The sequence below is a fragment of the Rothia nasimurium genome (assembly GCF_014217215.1).
In the GTDB taxonomy this organism is placed as follows: Bacteria; Actinomycetota; Actinomycetes; order Actinomycetales; family Micrococcaceae; genus Rothia; species Rothia avistercoris.
The window spans coordinates 947780-967480 of sequence record NZ_CP056080.1; the positions used below are offsets into that span (position 1 = coordinate 947780).

Annotated in this window: 15 protein-coding genes and 3 tRNA genes; 9 read left to right on the forward strand and 9 right to left on the reverse strand. The window is 60.0% G+C overall.

The genetic code is table 11. The features are described from left to right. Positions 1-19: 19 nt before the first annotated feature. Genes HWU94_RS04445 through HWU94_RS04455 form a run of 3 tightly spaced genes read left to right on the forward strand, consistent with a single transcriptional unit; the run spans position 20 to position 5694 of the window. Positions 20-1165 (forward strand): exonuclease SbcCD subunit D, encoded by a 1146-nt coding sequence (locus HWU94_RS04445; protein ID WP_185174477.1) that lies wholly within the window; start codon positions 20-22, stop codon positions 1163-1165. Then, a complete protein-coding gene (locus HWU94_RS04450) occupies positions 1166-4309 on the forward strand; it encodes an AAA family ATPase (protein WP_185174478.1) in 3144 nt (1047 codons plus the stop codon). After that, positions 4306-5694 carry an MFS transporter gene (locus tag HWU94_RS04455; protein WP_185174479.1) on the forward strand — a complete coding sequence of 463 codons (1389 nt, stop codon included), beginning with the start codon at positions 4306-4308 and terminating at the stop codon, positions 5692-5694. Before HWU94_RS04450 ends, HWU94_RS04455 begins: the two co-directional genes overlap by 4 nt. A gap of 94 nt (positions 5695-5788) precedes the next feature. On the opposite strand, the gene HWU94_RS04460 is transcribed toward HWU94_RS04455, so the two are convergent. The 8 genes from HWU94_RS04460 to bcp form a co-directional block, all read right to left on the reverse strand. After that, a complete protein-coding gene (locus HWU94_RS04460; RefSeq protein ID WP_185174480.1) occupies positions 5789-6436 on the reverse strand; it encodes an MBL fold metallo-hydrolase in 648 nt (215 codons plus the stop codon). Between the two features lie 11 nt (positions 6437-6447). Next, on the reverse strand, positions 6448-7539 hold the full coding sequence (locus HWU94_RS04465) for an S-(hydroxymethyl)mycothiol dehydrogenase (RefSeq protein ID WP_185174481.1): 1092 nt from the start codon (positions 7537-7539) through the stop codon (positions 6448-6450). Between the two features lie 60 nt (positions 7540-7599). Next, the gene (locus tag HWU94_RS04470) at positions 7600-8433 is read right to left on the reverse strand and encodes an alpha/beta fold hydrolase (protein ID WP_185174482.1); all 834 of its coding nucleotides are present in this window, start codon (positions 8431-8433) and stop codon (positions 7600-7602) included. Positions 8434-8438: 5 nt separating this feature from the next. After that, entirely contained in the window at positions 8439-9545 is a 1107-nt protein-coding gene (locus HWU94_RS04475) for a YihY/virulence factor BrkB family protein (protein ID WP_185174483.1), read from the reverse strand. A 176-nt stretch (positions 9546-9721) separates the two neighbouring features. Further along, complete coding sequence (locus HWU94_RS04480; protein WP_185174484.1) at positions 9722-11200, reverse strand: malate:quinone oxidoreductase; 1479 nt, start codon at positions 11198-11200, stop codon at positions 9722-9724. 161 nt (positions 11201-11361) lie between these two features. Continuing rightward, positions 11362-13116, reverse strand: coding sequence for an ABC transporter substrate-binding protein (locus HWU94_RS04485; protein ID WP_185174485.1), 1755 nt, complete (start codon positions 13114-13116; stop codon positions 11362-11364). Positions 13117-13214: 98 nt separating this feature from the next. Then, positions 13215-13296 (reverse strand) — tRNA-Leu (locus HWU94_RS04490). A 73-nt stretch (positions 13297-13369) separates the two neighbouring features. Beyond that, positions 13370-13840 carry a thioredoxin-dependent thiol peroxidase gene (gene bcp, locus HWU94_RS04495; protein WP_185174486.1) on the reverse strand — a complete coding sequence of 157 codons (471 nt, stop codon included), beginning with the start codon at positions 13838-13840 and terminating at the stop codon, positions 13370-13372. 199 nt (positions 13841-14039) lie between these two features. Between bcp and HWU94_RS04500 the strand changes: the two genes are divergently transcribed. From HWU94_RS04500 to HWU94_RS04510, 3 genes are all read left to right on the forward strand, one after another. Further along, entirely contained in the window at positions 14040-14654 is a 615-nt protein-coding gene (locus HWU94_RS04500) for a MarR family winged helix-turn-helix transcriptional regulator (RefSeq protein ID WP_185174487.1), read from the forward strand. Positions 14655-14822: 168 nt separating this feature from the next. Beyond that, positions 14823-14895: transfer RNA gene (locus HWU94_RS04505), tRNA-Lys, on the forward strand. 185 nt (positions 14896-15080) lie between these two features. Then, positions 15081-15153, forward strand: a tRNA-Lys gene (locus tag HWU94_RS04510). 105 nt (positions 15154-15258) lie between these two features. On the opposite strand, the gene HWU94_RS04515 is transcribed toward HWU94_RS04510, so the two are convergent. Next, positions 15259-15711, reverse strand: coding sequence for a hypothetical protein (locus HWU94_RS04515; protein ID WP_185174488.1), 453 nt, complete (start codon positions 15709-15711; stop codon positions 15259-15261). Positions 15712-16140: 429 nt separating this feature from the next. Between HWU94_RS04515 and HWU94_RS04520 the strand changes: the two genes are divergently transcribed. The 3 genes from HWU94_RS04520 (at position 16141) to ilvC (ending at position 19662) form a co-directional block, all read left to right on the forward strand. Continuing rightward, positions 16141-17979, forward strand: a complete 1839-nt coding sequence (locus HWU94_RS04520; RefSeq protein WP_185174489.1) for an acetolactate synthase large subunit — start codon at positions 16141-16143, stop codon at positions 17977-17979. Beyond that, positions 17976-18485 (forward strand): acetolactate synthase small subunit, encoded by a 510-nt coding sequence (gene ilvN / locus HWU94_RS04525; RefSeq protein WP_185174490.1) that lies wholly within the window; start codon positions 17976-17978, stop codon positions 18483-18485. The genes HWU94_RS04520 and ilvN overlap by 4 nt, the downstream gene beginning before the upstream one ends. A 148-nt stretch (positions 18486-18633) precedes the next feature. After that, positions 18634-19662 carry a ketol-acid reductoisomerase gene (gene ilvC / locus HWU94_RS04530; protein WP_185174491.1) on the forward strand — a complete coding sequence of 343 codons (1029 nt, stop codon included), beginning with the start codon at positions 18634-18636 and terminating at the stop codon, positions 19660-19662. Positions 19663-19701 lie beyond the last annotated feature (39 nt).

Genomic DNA, 19701 nt, shown 5'->3' on the forward strand with positions numbered 1-19701 from the left:
GGACCACTAAACTGGTGGTATGCGTATCTTGCACACCTCTGACTGGCACCTGGGCCGTACCTTTCACGGTACCTCCCTGCACTCCTACGCCGAGCAGCTGCTCGATGAGCTGGTGAACCTGGTTCAAGAACAGGGCATCGACGTGGTGCTGATCAGCGGGGATGTCTATGATCAGGCCCAGCCCCGCACCGAGACCGTGCAACTTTTTGACCGTACCCTGACCCGCCTGGTGCAGGCCGGGGCGCAGGTGGTAGCAACGAGCGGTAATCACGACTCGGCTATTCGCCTGGGCTTTGGATCTTCTTTGCTGAGTGCTGCGGGTGTGCACCTGGTGACCTCGCAAACCCAGGTGGGCCAACCCGTCCTGCTGTCCGCCGGGGGCGTTGAGGTGGCCTTTTACGGCATACCCTACCTAGAGCCGCGTCCGATTGCTGCCCGCTGGGGTACCGAGGCCAGCCACGCGAGCGTGCTGGCTGAAGCTATGAGGAGGGTGGAAGAGGACGCCGCCACCCGCCAGGTTGCCGCTACGGTAGTTCTTGCCCACTGCTTTGCCACGGGTTCAGAGCCCTCAGAGTCAGAACGCGATATCTCGGTAGGCGGGGTACAGCAGGTGCCGGTGAGCACCTTTGCCGCTGCCAGCTACACAGCCCTGGGGCACCTGCACGGGCGGCAGAAGGTTACCGATACCGTCAGGTATTCCGGCTCTCTTTTGGCCTATTCTTTCAGCGAGCAAAACCACCGTAAGGGGGCCTGGATCATCGACGTAGCCCCTGACGGCGCTATTGAGGTGAGTGAACATACCTGGCAGACCCACCTTGTGCTCAAAACCCTCAAAGGCACTCTCGACGAGGTGCTTGCCGAAAGCACCGTGCAGGCCTACGGCCGGGCTTTTGTCAGTATCACCCTGACCGATGCTGAGCGCCCAGCCGCTGCCCTCGATAGGCTCAAAGCCCACTACGAGCATGTCCAGGAACTTTTCTTCGCCCCTGAAGGCACTGAGAAACGCCCAGAGCACAGCTACCGCCGCACCCGCGAGAGCCAGAGCATTCAGGCTATCTGCGAGTCCTTCTACGAGCATGTGCGCGGTCGTGCCCTCAACGAGGCTGAAGCCACCTATCTCACCGACGTCCTAGACCAGGCCCGTACCAGGGGAGCGAGCGACTAAATGCGAATTCACCGACTAGAACTGACCGCCTACGGCCCCTTCCCGGGCACCGTCACCATCGACTTTGACGATCTCAACCGAGAGGGCATCTTCCTGCTCAACGGCCCTACCGGTTCGGGCAAGTCATCTATCCTCGATGCCATCTGCTACGCCCTTTACGGCTCCACCTCATCGGGGCGCACCGACCTGAAATCCCGTTTCGCTGACCCCCATGTGCAGCCCCGGGTGCTGCTGGACTGCACCATCGGCACCGACCGCTACCGGATTGACCGTAGCCCGGCCTACGAGCGCCCCAAGAAACGCGGTGAGGGTACAATCACCGAGCAGGCTAAAACCCTGATTGAGAAGTTTGATACCGCCACCGGCAGCTGGGAGCCAGACCCGGCCATCACCCGCCATAAGGACGCCGGCGATTTCATGCTCTCTGTGCTGGGCCTCAACGCCCAGCAGTTTAACCAGGTCATGCTGCTGCCCCAGGGGCAGTTCCATCGTTTCCTGGTCGCTACCTCCGGGGAGCGGGAGCAGCTGCTCAAGCAGCTCTTTGGCACGGAGGACTTCGAAAAGGTACAAGACCTGCTCCACAGATACGCCAAGGACGCCGCCGCGGCAGCCGAGGCTGCCCAGCAGGACCTGCGGGTGCTAGAGCAGCGGGCAGAACGTGCCGAGCAGGCAGCCCGGGCCGACCAGGCACAACGGATCCTGGGGCAAGAGGTAAACGAAGACACTGAAAGTCCTTCTGCCCCCGAAGACACCGGGCCCATCTCCGTAGTGGACCTACCCGACTACCTGCGCCAGGTACTTAGCCAGCTAACAGATCTCATTCAGAATCTAGAAGAGCGGCGGGATAAAACCGCCCACGACCTCGAAACACTGGCAAACGAGCACACCGAAACCACCCAGCTACAGAAAGACTGGGCTACCTATCTCAAGCTCACCCAGGAACAGGAAACCCTGGCACATGAGGAGAGCCAAATAGCTGCCAGCCGCACCCGCCTTGAGGCACACCGGGTAGCTGCCGAGATTCTGCCTCGGGTAACAGCGGCTGAACAGGCAGCAACCGCCTACCGGCAGGCAGCAGACCGGGTAGAAACCCACCTGGGCAGTACCCGCATGCTCCTGGCGTCCGCCCGGGAAAACCTCACCGAAACTGCCCTCGAATACGACCTGCTCACCCAAGCCCAGGCCGCCCTCGAGACCGCCCTCACCGACGATGCCAGCCAGCAGCTGAGCGAACTCACCAGCGCCCACATCGACCAGCTCACCCGCTACCAGCAGGCAGAAAAAGACATCGCAAACCTGGCCGCTCAGGCACAGGCCAGCACCAGCACCCTCCAGGGTCTGACCACCCGCCGCACCCAGTTCACCCAGGCCCTAGAAGAAGCCCAGCAGAGCCTCACCCAGCAGCGCCAGGACTACGAGAAAACCGAGCATGCTACCGCCCGCGAAGAAGCTGCCCGCGCCCTGCTGGACCAGGCTCGCGACAGGGCCACCGCCGCCGACCGCCTCACCCAGGCCCGCACCAACCTAGAAGCCGCCCAGCGGGCCTCCCAAGGGGCCGAAGAAAGCCGACGGAAGGCGTCCGCCCAGGCCGAAACCCTCCAGCGCCAGCGCTTTGACTCAGCCGCCCAGATTCTGGCCGAAACCCTCACCGACGGCCAACCCTGTAGCGTCTGCGGCTCCACAGACCACCCCGCCCCCGCCAGCTACGACCAAAACACCCCACCCGTCACCGAAGAAGCCCTCACCCGCGCCAAGCACCAGCGCGACGCGGCAGAAGCAGAAGCCCAGCAGGCGCTCGCCGCCCTGAGCGCAGCCCAGAGCACCCTCGACCAGCTGATAGAGCAGGGTACACCCGAACCCGAAGAAGCTCGGGCAGCCCTGACCTCTGCCCAAGAGAGCCTCAGCCAGGCCCAGGCCCAGGTCGCCCACCGCAAGAACCTCGCCCAGCGCATCGCCACCGCTGAACAAACCCTTGAGACCAGCCGGGCAGACCTGGCCGAAGCAGAACGCCAGCACACGAGCGAAGAAGCCAAATTGCACCAGCTCACCGCTCAGCGAGAAAGCCTTGAAACCGAGCTGGCACCCCACCGACAGGGCCCAGGCCTAGCCGACCGTATCACCACCCTTAACCGGCTAGCCAGACAGCTGCCCACCCTGCTCGCCGCCTACGCCGACCAGGAGCGGCAGGCCCAAGCCCAGGCGTCCGCCCAGGAAGAACTGAACAAGGCCCCACAAGAAGCCCAGCTCAAGGACGCCCAGCAGGTAAAAGCCCAGCTACTCACCAAGACCCAGGCCAGCCAGCTAGAGCAGCAGATCACCACCCACCGCGACCGAACCCTGGCAGTCACAGCCCAGCTCACTAGCCCCGCCCTGGCAGCTATCGCCCAGCTCCAGTCGGACGGCGGCCAACCACCTGCCCCCGAACAACTAGCCCAGCTCAAGGTAGCAATTGCCCAGCTCAGCGCCCAGCGCGATAGCTTCATTAGCCATGCCACCCGCCTCACCGGTGCTCGCGAGGAGCTGCACGAGGTGCTGAGCCTGCTCGAAGCGACCCTAGAAAAGAGCCGCCTGCTACTGGAAGACGCCCATCTCAAACGCGAGCTCGCAGCGACCGCCACAGCGGCCCCCGGCAGTGATAACCGCCTGCACATGACGCTGACGTCCTACGTGCTGGCCTACCAGCTCGCCGAGGTCGCGGAGGCAGCCAGCGAGCACCTCGAAAAAATGACCCACGGCCGCTACCGCCTGGAACACACCGACCGGGCAGAGGGGCGCAACAAGAAATCCGGCCTGGCTATCGACATCTTCGATGCCTGGCACAACGCCAGCCGCCGCCCCGAAAGCCTCTCGGGCGGTGAAACCTTCATGGCGTCCCTGGCCCTGGCACTGGGTCTTGCCGACGTGGTGCAGCAGGCCAACGGCGGTATCGACATCGACACCCTCTTCGTTGACGAAGGCTTTGGCTCTCTCGACGATGAAACCCTCGAAGAGGTCATGACCACCATTGACTCCCTGCGTGAGCGGGGGAGAGTCATCGGCCTTATCTCGCATGTGGCCGAGATGAAGAACCGCATTAACAAGCACATCGTCCTTACAAGCTCGCCCCAGGGCTCATCTCTGGTCGCAGATGCAGGAGCAGCGTGAGCCCCCACCGTAACCCCAAGAATCGTAGCTCTTCTCTCCGCACGGGGCTGGGCTACCGGCATGACCGCCAGTGGCCCAGTGGCTCAGACCTGCGGAATAACGTGAGCGAAAGAGTCACTCGCCTGCGTATTTCAACCCAGTACGCCCGCACCCGTATTCGCGATTTGCTGCTGGCCCATGGCTGGCGCTTCCTCTTCTTCTCCCTGCTCATGCGCCTACCTGCGGCTATGGTGATGCTGGCGGTGATGATGATGCTGGCCGTGCAGAACAATGAGGCCACTCTCGGCGGGTATGCCGCCGGTACAGTGGGACTGAGTGCGGCTCTCATGGTGCCGGTCTATCGGTCGATTTCTGAGCGCTGGGGCCAGCGAAGAATTTTCTTTGCCGTTACCGTGCTCAATATTCTGGCCCTGATCTGGCTGATGTTGGAGTCGCTGCGCTTTGCTGAGACCAGTAGCGGGTCTATTGGCCGGTTCCTCGCAGCCTGCGCGGTGACGGGTGTGACCACCGTGCCGCTGGGGGCGGTGATGCGAAGCTACTGGAGCGCCGAGTACCTCACCACCAAGGACCGCCGTAAGCTCAACGCGTCCATTTCGCTTGAAACCATGTTCGACGTCATCGCCCTGCCCGCCGGGGCCGTTATTGCCGGTATGACCACGGTCTTTTTGACGGCCCAGTCAGCCCTGTTCGCGGTCATCGTGCTCGATGTGCTGGGCCTGCTCATGCTACTGTGGCGCCCGGAAAACCTGCCGGTTGAGACCCGAGATGTCAGCGGGGGCAACCGCCGCAAGCCCCTGCGCGGTGTAAGCCGCTCCCTGCTCTGGATACCCCAGCTGGGCACCATCTGCTTAGGCCTATCCCTGGGCGCTACCCAGGCAGCTATCGTGGCCTACGCCATTTCAACCGACCAGATAGGCGTCACCGGCTTCCTCATTGCCCTACTCGGTCTGTGCGCGGTTATCTCTGCCCTGTTTGTGCTCTTTGAGCGCCTGCCCATGTTCGGGTGGGGGGCCTGGCTGGTGAGCGGGGTGGGCCTGACCCTCACCACCATGACCCTGTCTCTGCCCACCTCAGCTGTGGGCATGGTGGTCCCTCTGATTTGTGTGGGTCTTGCCTACGGTATTTGCCTGGTCACCATGGACTCGGTGGCCACCAGCCTCTCGGTGCGCAAAAACCTCGATCTCGCTCTTTCTACCCTGCAGGCATGTTCCCTGGGCGGTATCGCGGTAGGGTTCGTGTGGGCAGCCGACTTGAGCGGCTCCTACAGCTACCAGGTGGCCCTGATTATTCCTCTCATCGCCGCTGCGATCTACTTCTGCCTGGGGCATCTCTACGGGTTCTTGTGGCGTCGCACCTACGAGGAGCGTTTGGCGCTACTGCCCTAGCGCCGCACCCTCATCATTCCAAACACAAGGGGCCCTACCGTCAGCTGACGGTAGGGCCCCTTGGTATAGGTTGAGGGAGCGGACGCCCTCGCGGCTAGTGGCCGCGCTTGATCCAGTTCTCGAGTTCGGGGGTTTCTAGGCCGATGCCGGTGGAGTCCCCGTGGCCGGTGAGCACAGCGGTGGATTCGGGCAGGGTTAAGAGCTTGGTTGAGATTGACTCGATGATGGTTTCGAAGCTGGAGAAGGAGCGGCCCGTGGCGCCCGGCCCTCCGTTGAACAGAGTATCGCCCGAGAAGAGCACGCCCTCTGAATTCTCCCAGGAGAGGGTGGGGGCGTAGAAGCAGACGGAGCCGGGGGAGTGGCCCGGGGTTGCCAGGACGTTCAGCTCGGTGGAGCCGATGGTAATGGTATCGCCCTCTGCCAGGTCTTTGTCGAAGTCCCAGGAGGGGTAGACCATCTCCCAGAGCGGACGGTCTGCCGGGTTGAGGTAGACCGGGGCGCCGAATCGGTCGGCGGCTTCCCTGGCGGAGCGGATGTGGTCGTCGTGGGCGTGGGTCAGCAGGATTTTCTCAACGGTTCGCCCTGCAACCTTGGCTGAAATCTTATCGACGTCGTGGGCGGGGTCGATGATGACCACGGAAGTGTCGTTGCCGATAATCCAGACGTTGTTATCGACGTCCCAGGTGCCCCCGTCCAGGGAAAAGGTGCCGGAGGTGACAACTCGTTCAATGCGTTCTGTCATGGTGATAACTCCTAGAGCTCAACGACCGAGCGAAGCACCTTACCGGTCTTCATGGTTTCGAAAGCCTCGTTGACCTGGTCAAGGCTGATGCGTTCTGAGACGAAGCCGTCCAGGTCGAGGTTGCCCAGCTGGTAGTGCTGAACGAACATGGGGAAGTCGCGGGAGGGCAGGGTGTCGCCATACCAGGCTGACTTGATGGAGCCGCCGCGCCCGAAGACCTCATCGAGGGGAGCCTGCCAGGTGGTGCCGGGGGCGGGCACGCCTACCAGAACGACGCGTCCGGCCAGGTCGCGGGCCTCAAAGGCCTGCTTGAAGGTGACTTCAACGCCCACAGCGTCAATAACCAGGTCGGCGCCGAAGCCGTCGGTGAGCTCCTTGATAGCGGCTACCGGGTCCTGGTTTTTAGAGTTGATCACATGGGTGGCGCCGTGCTCCTTGGCTCGGGCCAGCTTCTCGTCGTCGATATCAACGGCGATGATGGTGGTTGCCCCGCCCAGCTTGGCGCCGGCAACAGCGGCAGTACCTACACCGCCGCAGCCGATGACGGCAACTGACTCGCCGCGGGCTACTTCACCGGTGTTGAGAACAGCGCCCAGACCGGCGGTGACGCCGCAGCCCAGCAGGCCGATAGCGGCGTACTGGTCCTCGGTCAGCTCAGCATCAATCTTGGTGCACTGGCCGGCTGCCACCAGGGTCTTCTCGGCAAAGGAACCGATACCCAAGGCGGGGGAGAGCTCGGTGCCATCTTCCAGGGTCATCTTCTGGGTAGCGTTGTGGGTGGCGAAGCAGTACTGGGGCTTGCCCTTCTTACAGGCCCGGCATTCGCCGCAGACAGCCCGCCAGTTGAGAATGACCAGGTCGCCGGGGGCAACGTTGGTGACGCCCTCGCCCACAGCCTCGACGATGCCGGCTGACTCGTGACCCAGCAGGTAGGGGTAGTCGTTGCCGACCCCGCCCTGGACGTAGTGGTGGTCGGTCTGGCAGACACCGCAGGTGAGCACCTTTACCAGGGCCTCGCCCTTGATAGGGTTGGGCACATTGATGGTAACAACTTCAACGGGCTGATCCTTGGCCAGAGAGACGACGGCCTTGACCTTGTGCATGGGGCTCCTTCGATAGCGGGAGGGGAAAAATACCGGCAGGTAGCTACCTGCTGCTACTCTCTACGCTACCGTGTGGTCCGGCTCGCTACCAGCTCGTGAGACCGCATGACGGGCCATGAAGTCAGCGGACGCCCGGCGGACTTGCCCGCTGGTCAGGGCACTAATATGGTCGCGGCCCGCTAGCTCTAGATAGGCGGACGCCGGGTGCGGCAGGGCAGCAGCAAGGGCAGGGAGCCCTGTGGCTAGGGTATCGTCGCTGCCGGCAAAGAGGAGGGTAGGGCAGGTAGGTAGTTTGTTCCGTGTGAAAGGCTCAACCGGCTGGGCTGTAAAAGCAGCCAGTGCAGCGCGGGGCAGGGGGCTGGCGTCGAGGACAGCCTGGAGTCCCTCTGGCAGGGAGGTACCGGGGGCGGAGGAAGGCGCCGATAGATAGGACTGCACCTTATCGAGGTGGGTTGCTAGGGGCAGGCCTCCGAGCGTCAGGCTCTGTACTAGGTGCGGGGAGCTGAGCGCTACCTGCCAGCAGATGCGGGCGCCCAGGGAATAGCCCAGCAGATGAACCGGTGTATCTACATCTGCTAGAGCCTGTGCAAGGGCTGTGCCCAGGGAAGCCACTAGCCCTTCTTGCTGCCAGGTGACGGCTATCTGCCCGCTAGACCTTTCTGCTCCTTCGTGCCCCGTTTTTTCGAGCCGGTGGTAGGGCAGGGTGACCAGATGGACATCTGCCCCTGCTCGCTGGAACTGCCGCACCCAACCGGTCCGTTCCCAGGTCACCTCGGGGGTGGAGGCAAAACCGTGCACCGCCACCACCTGCTGGCCCTCAAGAAGCCGGGGCGGGGCGTCCGCCCCGGCAACGGGGGCACAGTAAGTCTCGACCGAAAGACAGGGCTCGCACATAGGGCCTACTCGGAGTCCTTCTTCTCCTGCTTCTCGGCCATCTGCTGGAAATCAACACCGTTATGGGCCAGGCGAATCTTGCGGCCCTCTTCGATGAGGTTTTCCTTCTTCTCCTGCTGTTTGATCGCCATGGTGTCATCGCGAGGGGGCAGCTGAAGCTCGTCCTCAGCCTTGATACCTGCCTGCAACTCGCGTCCGCGCTGAATCTCAGCGTCAATCTGGGCGCCGAGCAGCAGCACATTGTTCATGATCCAGATGAAGAGCAGCATCACGATAACGCCACCGATCAGGCCGTAGGTGGCATTGTAGGAGCCGAAGTTTGAGACGTAAAAGGTGAAGCCCAGACCAGCAATAGCCATCACGATCAGGGCAATAGCGGCGCCGGGGGTGAGGAAGCGGAACTTGGGCTGCTTGACGTTGGGGGTGGCAAAGTAGAGCAGGCTAATGAGCACAACGGCCAGAATCAGCATGATGGGGTAGCGTAGCCACATCCATACGCCGATGAAGCCGCCGAGTTCGATAGCGGGCACGGCGTTCTGCAGGGTGGTCAGCACGTCTTCAGAGGAAAGCAGTACCAGCATCATGGCAACAACAATCAGTACCATGGCGGCGGTGACCAGCAGGTTGAAGGGGCGCAGCTTCCAGATGGGGCGGCCTTCTACCACACCGTAGATCTTGTTCATGGAGCGGCCGAAGGCGCCGATGTAGCCCGAGGCAGTCCAGAGGGCACCGACCACACCGGTCACCAGGGCCAGACCTGCGGCGTTTGAGCTTGTGAGCTGGGTGATGGGCTCTTCCAGCAGGGTCAGCATTTCAGCCGGGGCGTAGTCTTCAAGGAAGTTGAGAATCGCGTTGGTGGTCTGCTGACCCTGCCCAAAGACACCCAGCAGAGAGACCACGGCCAGTAGGCCGGGGAAGATAGAGAGCACCGTGAAGTAGGTTAGGGCGGCGGCCAGATCGGTGCAGCCGTCGTTGGTGAATTCGCTCAGGGCGCGCTTGAAGATGTACTTCCAGCTAGAGCCGCTCATATCTGAGAGCTTGGCGGGCTTGGGAGCCTCTTTGTGGGCGTCCTCTGTAACGGCCCGGCTAATGGTTTGTTCTTCGAGAGCCATAGTGTCGTCCTTTGGGCATGCGGTGATTTAATCAGTAAACATCTTATCAGTAGCATGATAAATCTTTGAGCTGGCTGAGCGACTGCTCCGTGATAAAACAGTAGCTGCCCCGGCTCATGGTGCCGGGGCAGCTATTAGACAGGGTAGCCCACACGGTAGTGGGCGGACGCCGGGGGCTAGTTATCGATACCCAGCACCTTGGCGGTGTGGGCAAAGAGCTCATCAGCCAGGTCGTGGTTGTCGTTGAGCTTGATGCCGTAGCCGGGCACCAGTTCCTTGATGCGGGGTTCCCACTGGTTTATCTTGGCGGGGAAGCAACGGGCCAGCAGGGTCAGCATGATGGGGGCAGCGGTTGAAGCGCCGGGGGAGGCACCGAGCAGGGCCGCGATAGATCCGTCGCCCGATGCGATGAGCTCGGTACCGAACTGCAGCACGCCGCCCTTCTTGGCGTCCTTCTTAATAACCTGCACGCGCTGACCGGCGGTGATGAGCTCCCACTCATCCGCTACCGCGGTGGGGTAATACTCGCGCAGAGAGGCTACACGCTCGTCGCGGTTCTTGAGCAGTTCACCGATGAGGTACTTGGTGAGATCCACGTTGTCCAGACCTGCACGAATCATGGGGACCAGGTTGTCCGGACGCAGGGAGAGGGGCAGATCGAGCAGGGAGCCCTGCTTGAGGAAGTTGGTCTTAAAGCCAGCGTAGGGGCCAAAGAGCAGGGAGCGTTTGCCGTTCACGTAGCGGGTGTCGAGGTGGGGCACAGACATGGGCGGGGCACCTACCGAAGCCTGACCGTAGACCTTGGCATTGTGCTTGAGGGCGGTTTCTTCATTGGTATTGCGGAAGAAAAGACCCGAGACGGGGAAGCCACCGAAGCCCTTGCCTTCCTTAATACCTGACTTCTGCAGCAGGTTGAGGGCACCACCACCGGCACCCAGGAAGACAAACTTGGCACGAATGGTCTGGCTGTGCTCGGAGTTGAGGCGGTTCTTGACCTTGACCAGCCAGCTGCCGTCGCTCTGCTGCTCGAGGTTGGTGACCTGCTGGCCGTACTGGACAGTGACGCCCTGCTCTACCAGGTAGTCCACCATCTGCTCGGTGAGGTTGCCGAAATCTACGTCGGTACCCTCGGGGGACCAGGTGGCGGCAATCTTCTGGTTGGGGTCGCGGCCCTCAACGGCCAGGGGGGCCCACTGGCGAATCTGGTCAAAATCGGTTGAGAACTTCATGCGCTCAAAGAGCTTCTGGTTCTCGAAGGCCTCAAAACGCTTGCCCAGGTAGCGCACGTGGTCTTCACCGAAGACCAGGGACATGTGGGGTACGGGGTTGATGAAGCTGGCGTCCTTGATCTTGCCCTCTTCAACCAGGGAGGCCCAGAGCTGGCGGGAAACCTGGAACTGCTCGTTAATACCCAGTGCCTTGGCCGGGTCTACGGTGCCGTCGGGACCTGCCGGGGCGTAGTTGAGTTCGCAGAGCGCTGAGTGGCCGGTACCAGCGTTGTTCCAGGGGTTAGATGACTCCTGGCCTACCTGATCCAGACGCTCCAGCAGGGTGATATTCCAGGTGGGCTCTACTTCCTTGAGCAGGACGCCCAGGGTTGCGCTCATAATACCGCCGCCCACTAGGACGACATCGGTCTGTACTTCGTTTGCCACGTGATTGACACTCCGTCACTCTAAGACTGTGGTGCCCGACGCTGGACACCGGCTGGGGTGGAGCCGCTCGGCCCCGTTCTCATCTTTAGCGTAGTACAGATAGGGCGACGTACCTAACACGTGCGGTTCTTTGACGCACTTTTGCGGACGCCCGCGGTGGGCTAGTCGTCGATGTGCACGGTGGAGAAATCATCGATGCAGGTGGCGCTCACCGTGTAGGTGCGCACCCGCTGGCCCTGGGTGACGCCCGAGACAGGGTAGGCCAGAGGAATTGCAGAAAGCAGGTTGGCTACCTGGTTATTAATGTCCTTGTAGGCTTCCCGCCATTCGGCGATATCGGTGCGGGTATCAGCCTCGTCGATAGCCTGGCGGATACTGGCGTAGCTGGCAATAGCCTTGGTCGGTTCGGTAGCTGCTGTTGTGGAAGTGGGGGAGGGGGTGGCACTGGTGCTTGCGCTCGGGCTGGGTTCGCTGATGGTGGTGGGGGCGGACGCTGCCGGCGTCAGTACATGCCCTAGAAAGGTGGTGGGGTCGCGGAAAGCCCCGATAAAGCCGGTCAGTTCTAACCCGTAGTCGGGGTGGGCGGTGGGTATGTCCTCGGTACCGGCGTCCGACCAGCGGTAGGGTTTGGGCACAATATTGAAGCCTGCCTCGACCAGGTTGGCCGAGATGAGCGAGTAGATACCTTCGGGTGAGGGCAGGGACGGCTGTGACAGGTTGACCGGGTAGTAGAAATCAATGGCCTGGTTGGCGTAGGTGCTGGCCTTGAGAAGTTCTTTGGCGCGGGTGAGGTTATAGGTGTAGACCTGCTCCATGTCCTCTTTCTTCATCTGGAAGAGGGCGGGGATGAAGTCGGGGGCGGTATGGGTGCCCTGGGGGTAATAGGTCTCGACGATGGCAGCCCGGTCGATGGAGCGGGCTAGTGCCTGACGGACCCGGGCATCGTCGAAGGCAGGGTGGGAGAGGTTGATGCCGATATAAGCAATTGCGTAGGGGTCGCGGGACTGCACAGCGTAACCGTCAAGGGCCAGGGGGACGTAGTCTTTGAGGGCTACCTGGTCGTAGGCGTCAATGCTACCTTTGAGCAGGTTGTAGTAGCGTTTTTCGGCATCGGGGATGGTAAGGAACTCGATGGCACCGAGGTCGGCGGGCTCGCCCCGGTAGGAACTGTTACGGGTGAGGACGGCGGTACCGCCATCCCAGGAACTCAGCGTAAACGCTCCGGTTCCTATGGGGGAGCCGGTGAGGTAGCCGTCCGCCCCGATACTGCTGGGTAGAACAACCCCGTAGGCTGGCTGGCTCAGGGCCTTGAGAAAACTGTGAGAAGGTCGGCTGAGAACGATGGCAAGGCTAGTATCTGTAGGTGCCGACCAGGCGGTCACCAGGGGCTTAATCTCGTTGCCGTCTGCGGCTTTAGCGCTGCCAAAGAGCTGATGAAATGGCTGAGTCATACGGGTGAGAGCAGTTTTTCCCAGAGTAGACCAACGCTCGATATTGGCCAGTACGCTACTGGCTGTCAACGGGGTGCCATCGCTAAAGGTGGCATTCTCAACCAGATCAAAGGTGTAGGTGAGACCGTCCTCGCTAGTCTCCCAGCTGGTTGCAAGAGAGGGGGCGGGCTCACCTGTGTTGACATCAGATCGAACTAGAGGTTCTAGAATTTGGGCGCTGATGCGGTGGCTTTCTACCCGGTAGGTCGCTGCCGGGTCAAGGGTGAGTACTTGCGCGCCCTGGGCAAAACGGAAGGTGGGGCCTGTGCTATCGGTGGAGGAGGCAGACGCTGCGGGGTTGGCTTCAGTCGGGCTCGAACAGGCTGAAAGGGCTAGCCCAGCGGTAAGTATGGAACCATAGTGAAGCAGAGTGCGGCGAGACAGGGCTGATGCTGCCATAAGAGAATCCCCTTCGTTCTGAGGCACGTTGACCTAGACCTTACTAGACCTTACCGTCAGGTTTTAGCTATCAAAAAACCCGTCCAACCGTGGATAAACCGGGCTGAACGGGTGTTTCGTCTATGTGCGCGAGGAGGGACTTGAACCCTCACGCCGTAAGGCACAGGAACCTAAATCCTGCGTGTCTGCCAATTTCACCACTCGCGCATGCGGTGCTGTCAGCACAACAGTGTCTATGCTACAACACCTTGAGAGGTTTTGCTAAATACGGCCGTCGTGGTTATGCGTCGATGCCTAGATCTCGGCGCAGCTTTGCAACATGCCCCTTGGCCCGGACGTTGTATTGGGCGACCTCTATGATGCCCTTTTCATCAATGACGAGAGTGGAACGGATTAGACCTACGTAGGTCTTGCCATAGTTTTTCTTTTCGCCCCAGGCTCCGTAGGCTTCCGCAACCGCGTGGTCTTCGTCAGAGAGCAGGGGGAAAGTGAGTTCCTGGTTCTCAGTGAAGGTATCGAGGGCCTTGACGCTATCGGGCGAGATGCCCAGGACGGCGTAGCCGTGCGAGGTGAGCGAGGCCAGATTATCTCTAAAGTCGCAGGCCTGGGTGGTGCACCCGGGGGTAGATGCCTTGGGGTAAAAGTAGATGATTACCTTCTGCCCTGCGTAGTCGGCCAGGGTAACAGTTCCACCTCCTGCAGCGGGCAGGGTGAACTGGGGTGCGGGGGTTCCCGGAGTAAGTCGTTCCACGGGCGTCCTTTCACATGGTGAACAGAATAGGGGTGCAACCCACCGGGCTGCGGCCTTGCTTCCAGCTTATCAGGGGCAAGGAGCGCTGATTTTTAGCGGAAAAACAGGGTTGTTCAATAATTACTCAGTGTACGGTGGATTGTGTCAAGCACCTGTCATGTCTAGGCATATAAGTGGTGAGTATGCTTATAATGGTGCTATGCCAGAAATTCGTAATTGGTCGATTAATCGACTCCTCTCAACTGCAGCGCGTATGCTGGAATACAGCTGGAACGATCAGCTGAAGTCACTTGGGCTCACTCATGCTGGCGTAACAGCTCTCGGTGTCATCGCCCGCGAAGGCATGATTTCACAGGTGAAAGTTGCCTCCCTCGTAGGTGTGCAGGCACAGACCATGGGTAAAACCCTTGCCCGTCTTGAAGCGCACGGCCATGTATTTCGCACCAGGAACACCATAGATCGCCGTAGCTACCTTCTCGGTATCACCGAAGAGGGGCGGCGTGTGTTGGCTGAAGCTGAGAATATTGACCGCAAGCTGGGATCTGCCGGCGAGCTTTCAAACCCTGAATTTCGCGAAATGCTCATTCATATTATCGAAAGCCTCAATGAATACCATGGTGGTGGAGAGGTGCTCGATGATGTTGCCGGTGAGCGCACCACCCAGATTGGGGCTATTACTAAATCTTTAGCAGAGGCTCCGTCGGCAGAAGCCGACGTACCCGAGGCTAATGTCGCGGAGCCTGTCGTTGAGCGCGTCAATACCGCTGTTATGGACGTTATTACGCCAGAGATGATTGCTGAGTACCGTAAATAGTGCTTCTGGGCCTCCTGCCGATACGGCGGGAGGCCTTCTGTATGGGCTGTACATATACGCTTTTTATGAAGGTGCTCACAAACACCCTTTTCGGCTTGCGCGCCTCAAAAAAGCTGCGTATAGTAGAACCCGTTGCTGAGACAGGTTCTCGGTCTGACAAGTAAATATGCGCCTCTAGCTCAATTGGCAGAGCAATTGACTCTTAATCAATGGGTTCTGGGTTCGAGTCCCAGGGGGCGCACAGTGTAAGAAGCCCGACCGGTTATCCGGTCGGGTTTCTTTGTGTGCTTATATATTTTTTAGATGTGAAGATCTGCTATTTTGTGGAAGCGCTCACAAATACTCTTTTCGGCTTGCGTGCCTCAAAAAAGCTGCGTATAGTAGAACCCGTTGCTGAGACAGGTTCTCGGTCTGACAAGTAAATATGCGCCTCTAGCTCAATTGGCAGAGCAATTGACTCTTAATCAATGGGTTCTGGGTTCGAGTCCCAGGGGGCGCACAGTGTAAGAAGCCCGACCGGTTATCCGGTCGGGCTCCTTTTTTGTATGTACTGACCAGGCTGGCTGGCATTCCACTGAGGGCAGTTTTTATGAGTGGACGGGAGCTAGAGCTCCCAAGCCTCAATAATGACACGCTTGAAATCTTCGATATCAAGTGCCTGGTCGAGCACGCCACTACCTTCTGAGGTTTGTACAGTCATCTGTGGCTCAAAGGTGAGGGAAAATGAGGTGCCGTTTGTGGACTCTAGCCCAAATGAAAACTCTGAAAGAGTGAAAGTGCGTGCGGCGTTAGTGTTGTCGATGGAGGTGGGTGTCCCGGTGCCACGGACTTCGGGTAGAGAGAGCGGGGCAATGACGGCCTCTCGCGGGGTATCCCTGTAGCCAATGAGGAAATGGCTTTGATCCTCTTCCTGGCGGGATGCTACATCGGGGTTTCGGTAGATAGATGAACCTGTAGCAAAAACCAGGTTGTAGGCCCCATAGTTAATAATCTGACTATCGAAGACAGTATGCAGGGTCTTGGCGATTTCACTACTGGTGAGCTGGGGTTCAGTCATGCCATCAGTCTACGTGCTATAGCTGAAGTCTTGGCTAGAAAAGTGCTACTGATTGCCTAAAAGTCTTTAAATGACGATGTGCAGCTTTGTGTCGTTTGACCAGGCTAGACCGCCTTACCTCTCCCCGTTGGTGTCTGAGAGGTGAGCTGGCTGTGTCATATTCTAAGACTGGTTTGACCGGTGTGCCCTTGAGCACCAAGAATAAAGGGTATGACAACACGCCAGCAGTCACAGATTATTCTTGTGGTGCGACTCGTGAACGAGTGTGCAGCATAAGTCTTTGATGTGTCTTACGGCGTGCGCACCCTTCGCTCAACCAAGCGGAGGGTTTTTTTCTAGGTTTATCCGCAACCCGGCACTACCTACACCCAACGGGCGCACCCACCGCTCACACACAAGATCATCTTCAGACCATCGCGAGGATCACCAATGACAGCGGGAAATCCCATCAACCCTGCAGATCTAGCCAAAAACCTGGGCAACCGTAGCAGCTCAGAAACCTCACCGGTAGAGCGCATGACCGGCTCTCAAGCCATCGTCCGCTCCCTCGAAGAACTGGGTGTAACCGATATCTTCGGCCTGCCCGGTGGCGCGATTCTGCCCACCTATGACCCCCTCTTTGATTCTGAAAAGCTCAACCACATTCTGGTGCGCCACGAACAGGGGGCAGGGCACGCAGCAGAAGGCTACGCGATCGCCAGCGGTAAGGTCGGCGTAGCTATCGCCACCTCGGGCCCCGGCGCCACCAACCTGCTCACCGCCATCGCAGACGCCAATATGGACTCTGTGCCCCTGGTGTGCATCACCGGCCAGGTCTCTTCAAAGGTGATTGGCACCGACGCCTTCCAGGAAGCTGACATTGTGGGTATGACCATGCCCATCACCAAGCACTCCTTCATGGTGCGCGATGCCCAAGAGATTCCGCGCTGCATCGCCACCGCCTTCAAAATCGCTGCAACCGGCCGACCGGGCCCCGTCCTCGTTGACATTACCAAGGACGCCCAGCAGGGCATGATGGACTTCTCCTGGCCGCCCGCTAACACCGTCCCCCGCGGCTACAATCCCGTCACCCGCGGCCACTCCAAGCAGATTCGCGAAGCGGCTAAGCTTATTACCGAGTCCCAGCGCCCCGTCCTCTATGTGGGCGGCGGTGTCGTCCGCGCTGAAGCGTCCGACGAGCTGCTCAAGCTTGCTAAAACCATTGGTGCCCCCGTCGTCACCACCCTGACCGCCCGCGGTGCTTACCCTGACTCAGACCCCCAGAACCTGGGTATGCCGGGCATGCACGGTACGGTACCTGCTGTAACCGCCATGCAGAAGTCTGACCTGCTCATTGCCCTGGGCGCCCGTTTTGACGACCGCGTCACCGGCGTCGTCTCGGAATTTGCTCCGCACGCTAAGGTCATCCACGTCGATGTAGACCCCGCAGAAATCTCAAAGATTCGTATTGCCGACGTACCCATCGTGGGGGATCTGCGCTACGTACTTCCCGAGCTTAATGAGATTCTCGAGGGCGAGTTTGCTTCTGAACTTCCCGACCTTTCGCACTGGTGGAAGCTGGTTAACCGGTTCAAGGAAACCTTCCCGCTGGGCTACACCAAGACTGATGACGGCCTGGGCTCCCCCCAATTCGTCATCGAAAAGCTGAGCGAGCTCACCGGCCCCGATGCCTACTACGTCACCGGTGTGGGCCAGCACCAGATGTGGGCAGCCCAGTTTATCCAGAGTGAAAACCCCCGCCACTTCATCAACTCAGCAGGTTTGGGCACCATGGGCTTCTCCGTCCCCGCCGCTATGGGCGTCAAGGTTGCCTTCCCCGACTCTGTCGTGTGGGCTATTGACGGTGATGGCTGCTTCCAGATGACCAACCAGGAACTGGCCACCTGCGTACAGAACAACATCCCCATCAAGGTTGCCATTATCAACAACTCGTCCTTGGGCATGGTGCGCCAGTGGCAGAACCTCTTCTATGATGGCCGCTACTCCAACACCCACCTCAAGACCGGCATGGGTACCGAGCGCGTGCCTGACTTCGTCAAACTGGCTGAAGCCTACGGCTGCGCAGCCCTGCGCTGCGAGAGCGATGCAGACGTAGAAGAAACTATCAAGCAGGCCCTGGCGATCAACGACCGCCCCGTCGTCGTAGACTTCAACGTCAGCCCCGATGCCCTAGTCTGGCCCATGGTGCCCGCCGGTGTATCGAACGACCAGATTCAGATTGCTAAAGATATCTCACCCTCCTGGGGCGAAGATGAGGAGATGCTATGAGCCGCCACACCCTCTCGGTTCTTGTAGAAGATAAGCCCGGCGTGCTGGCCAGAGTCTCAGGTCTCTTTGCCCGCCGCATGTTCAACATTGATTCCCTGGCCGTTGGTCCCACCGAAGTTCCCGGCATCTCCCGCATCACCGTGGTGGTCGACGCCGAGGGCGTGCTGCTTGAGCAGGTCACCAAACAGCTCAACAAGCTGATTCACGTGCTCAAGATTGTGGAACTGCCCGACGAACAGTCGGCACAGCGAGACCATATTCTCATCAAGGTCAAGGCGGACGCGGCAGCCCGCATCCAGGTCACCCAGGCCGCCGACCTCTTCCGCGCCAAGATTGTGGACGTCTCTACCGAGTCTGTCATTATCGAGGCCACCGGCTCTGCCAATAAGATTAACGCCCTGCTTGAGGTGCTTGAACCCTTTGGCGTCCGCGAAATCGTGCGTGCTGGCACTATCGGGCTTTCCCGCGGCCCTCGCTCCATGAGCGAAAAGGCCCTGCGTGGCTAGGGCAAGAGCCGCCCAAAAATATCGTTCCAAAATATGAAACCCACGTCTCAAAACTGGCCGAACCTACTAGGCTAGAGACTAACGGTTCATCACAACCAAGGTTTAGCAGCAGCTGCTGCCCCTCAACCGATCAAGGAGATCGAACACCATGGCAAAGATCTACTACAACGACGACGCAGATCTGGCGAACATCGCAGAACGCTCCGTCGCCATCATCGGCTACGGTTCCCAGGGCCACGCCCACGCCCTCAACCTGCGTGACTCAGGCGTAGACGTCCGCGTTGGTCTTGCAGAAGGCTCAAAGTCACGCGCCAAGGCAGAAGCAGAGGGCCTGCGCGTCCTCACCGTTGCAGAAGCAGCAGCAGAAGCAGACGTCATCATGATCCTCACCCCCGACCAGGTTCAGGCAGAGGTCTACAAGAATGACATCGCCCCCAACCTCAACGAAGGTGACGCCCTCTTCTTCGCTCACGGCTTCAACATTGTCTTCGGCTACATCGAAGCTCCCGAGGGTGTCGACGTTGCCATGGTTGCCCCCAAGGGCCCCGGCCACACCGTCCGCCGCGAATTTGAGGCAGGCCGCGCCGTGCCCGCCCTCGTTGCCGTTGAAAAGGACGCCTCAGGTAAGGCCCTCGACCTGGCCCTGGCCTACGCCAAGGCTATGGGTGCAACCCGCGCAGGCGTTATCGAGACCACCTTCAAGGAAGAAGCTGAATCAGACCTCTTCGGCGAGCAGGCAGTACTCTGCGGTGGCGCTTCCCAGCTGATTCAGTACGGCTTCGAAACCCTGACCGAAGCTGGCTACCAGCCGGAAATCGCCTACTTCGAGGTGCTGCACGAGCTCAAGCTGATTGTTGACCTCATGATTGAGGGTGGCATCGCCAAGCAGCGCTGGTCCATCTCAGACACCGCCGAATACGGCGACTACGTCTCAGGCCCCCGTGTGATCACCCCCGAGGTTAAGGAAAACATGAAGGCTGTTCTGGCCGACATTCAGGACGGTACCTTCGCCAAGCGCTTCATGGAAGACCAGGCAGCCGGCGGCCCCGAGTTCAAGGAACTGCGTGCCAAGGGCGAAGCCCACCCCATCGAAGCAACCGGCCGCGAACTGCGCAAGCTCTTTGCCTGGAACAACTCCGTTGACTCAGACTACGTCGACGGCTCAGTTGCCCGCTAAGCCAAGCTACTCTCACCTGCACCAGCAGTGAACTCTCAA

Excerpts from the sequence above, each read along its gene's own strand:
- HWU94_RS04465 (WP_185174481.1), bottom strand. The coding sequence starts at position 7,539 with ATGCACAAGGTCAAGGCCGTCGTCTCTCTGGCCAAGGATCAGCCCGTT.
- HWU94_RS04500 (WP_185174487.1), top strand. The coding sequence starts at position 14,040 with ATGCCAGAAATTCGTAATTGGTCGATTAATCGACTCCTCTCAACTGCA.
- HWU94_RS04450 (WP_185174478.1), top strand. The coding sequence starts at position 1,166 with ATGCGAATTCACCGACTAGAACTGACCGCCTACGGCCCCTTCCCGGGC.
- HWU94_RS04515 (WP_185174488.1), bottom strand. The coding sequence starts at position 15,711 with ATGACTGAACCCCAGCTCACCAGTAGTGAAATCGCCAAGACCCTGCAT.
- HWU94_RS04470 (WP_185174482.1), bottom strand. The coding sequence starts at position 8,433 with ATGTGCGAGCCCTGTCTTTCGGTCGAGACTTACTGTGCCCCCGTTGCC.
- HWU94_RS04520 (WP_185174489.1), top strand. The coding sequence starts at position 16,141 with ATGACAGCGGGAAATCCCATCAACCCTGCAGATCTAGCCAAAAACCTG.
- ilvC (WP_185174491.1), top strand. The coding sequence starts at position 18,634 with ATGGCAAAGATCTACTACAACGACGACGCAGATCTGGCGAACATCGCA.
- HWU94_RS04460 (WP_185174480.1), bottom strand. The coding sequence starts at position 6,436 with ATGACAGAACGCATTGAACGAGTTGTCACCTCCGGCACCTTTTCCCTG.
- HWU94_RS04445 (WP_185174477.1), top strand. The coding sequence starts at position 20 with ATGCGTATCTTGCACACCTCTGACTGGCACCTGGGCCGTACCTTTCAC.
- HWU94_RS04475 (WP_185174483.1), bottom strand. The coding sequence starts at position 9,545 with ATGGCTCTCGAAGAACAAACCATTAGCCGGGCCGTTACAGAGGACGCC.
- ilvN (WP_185174490.1), top strand. The coding sequence starts at position 17,976 with ATGAGCCGCCACACCCTCTCGGTTCTTGTAGAAGATAAGCCCGGCGTG.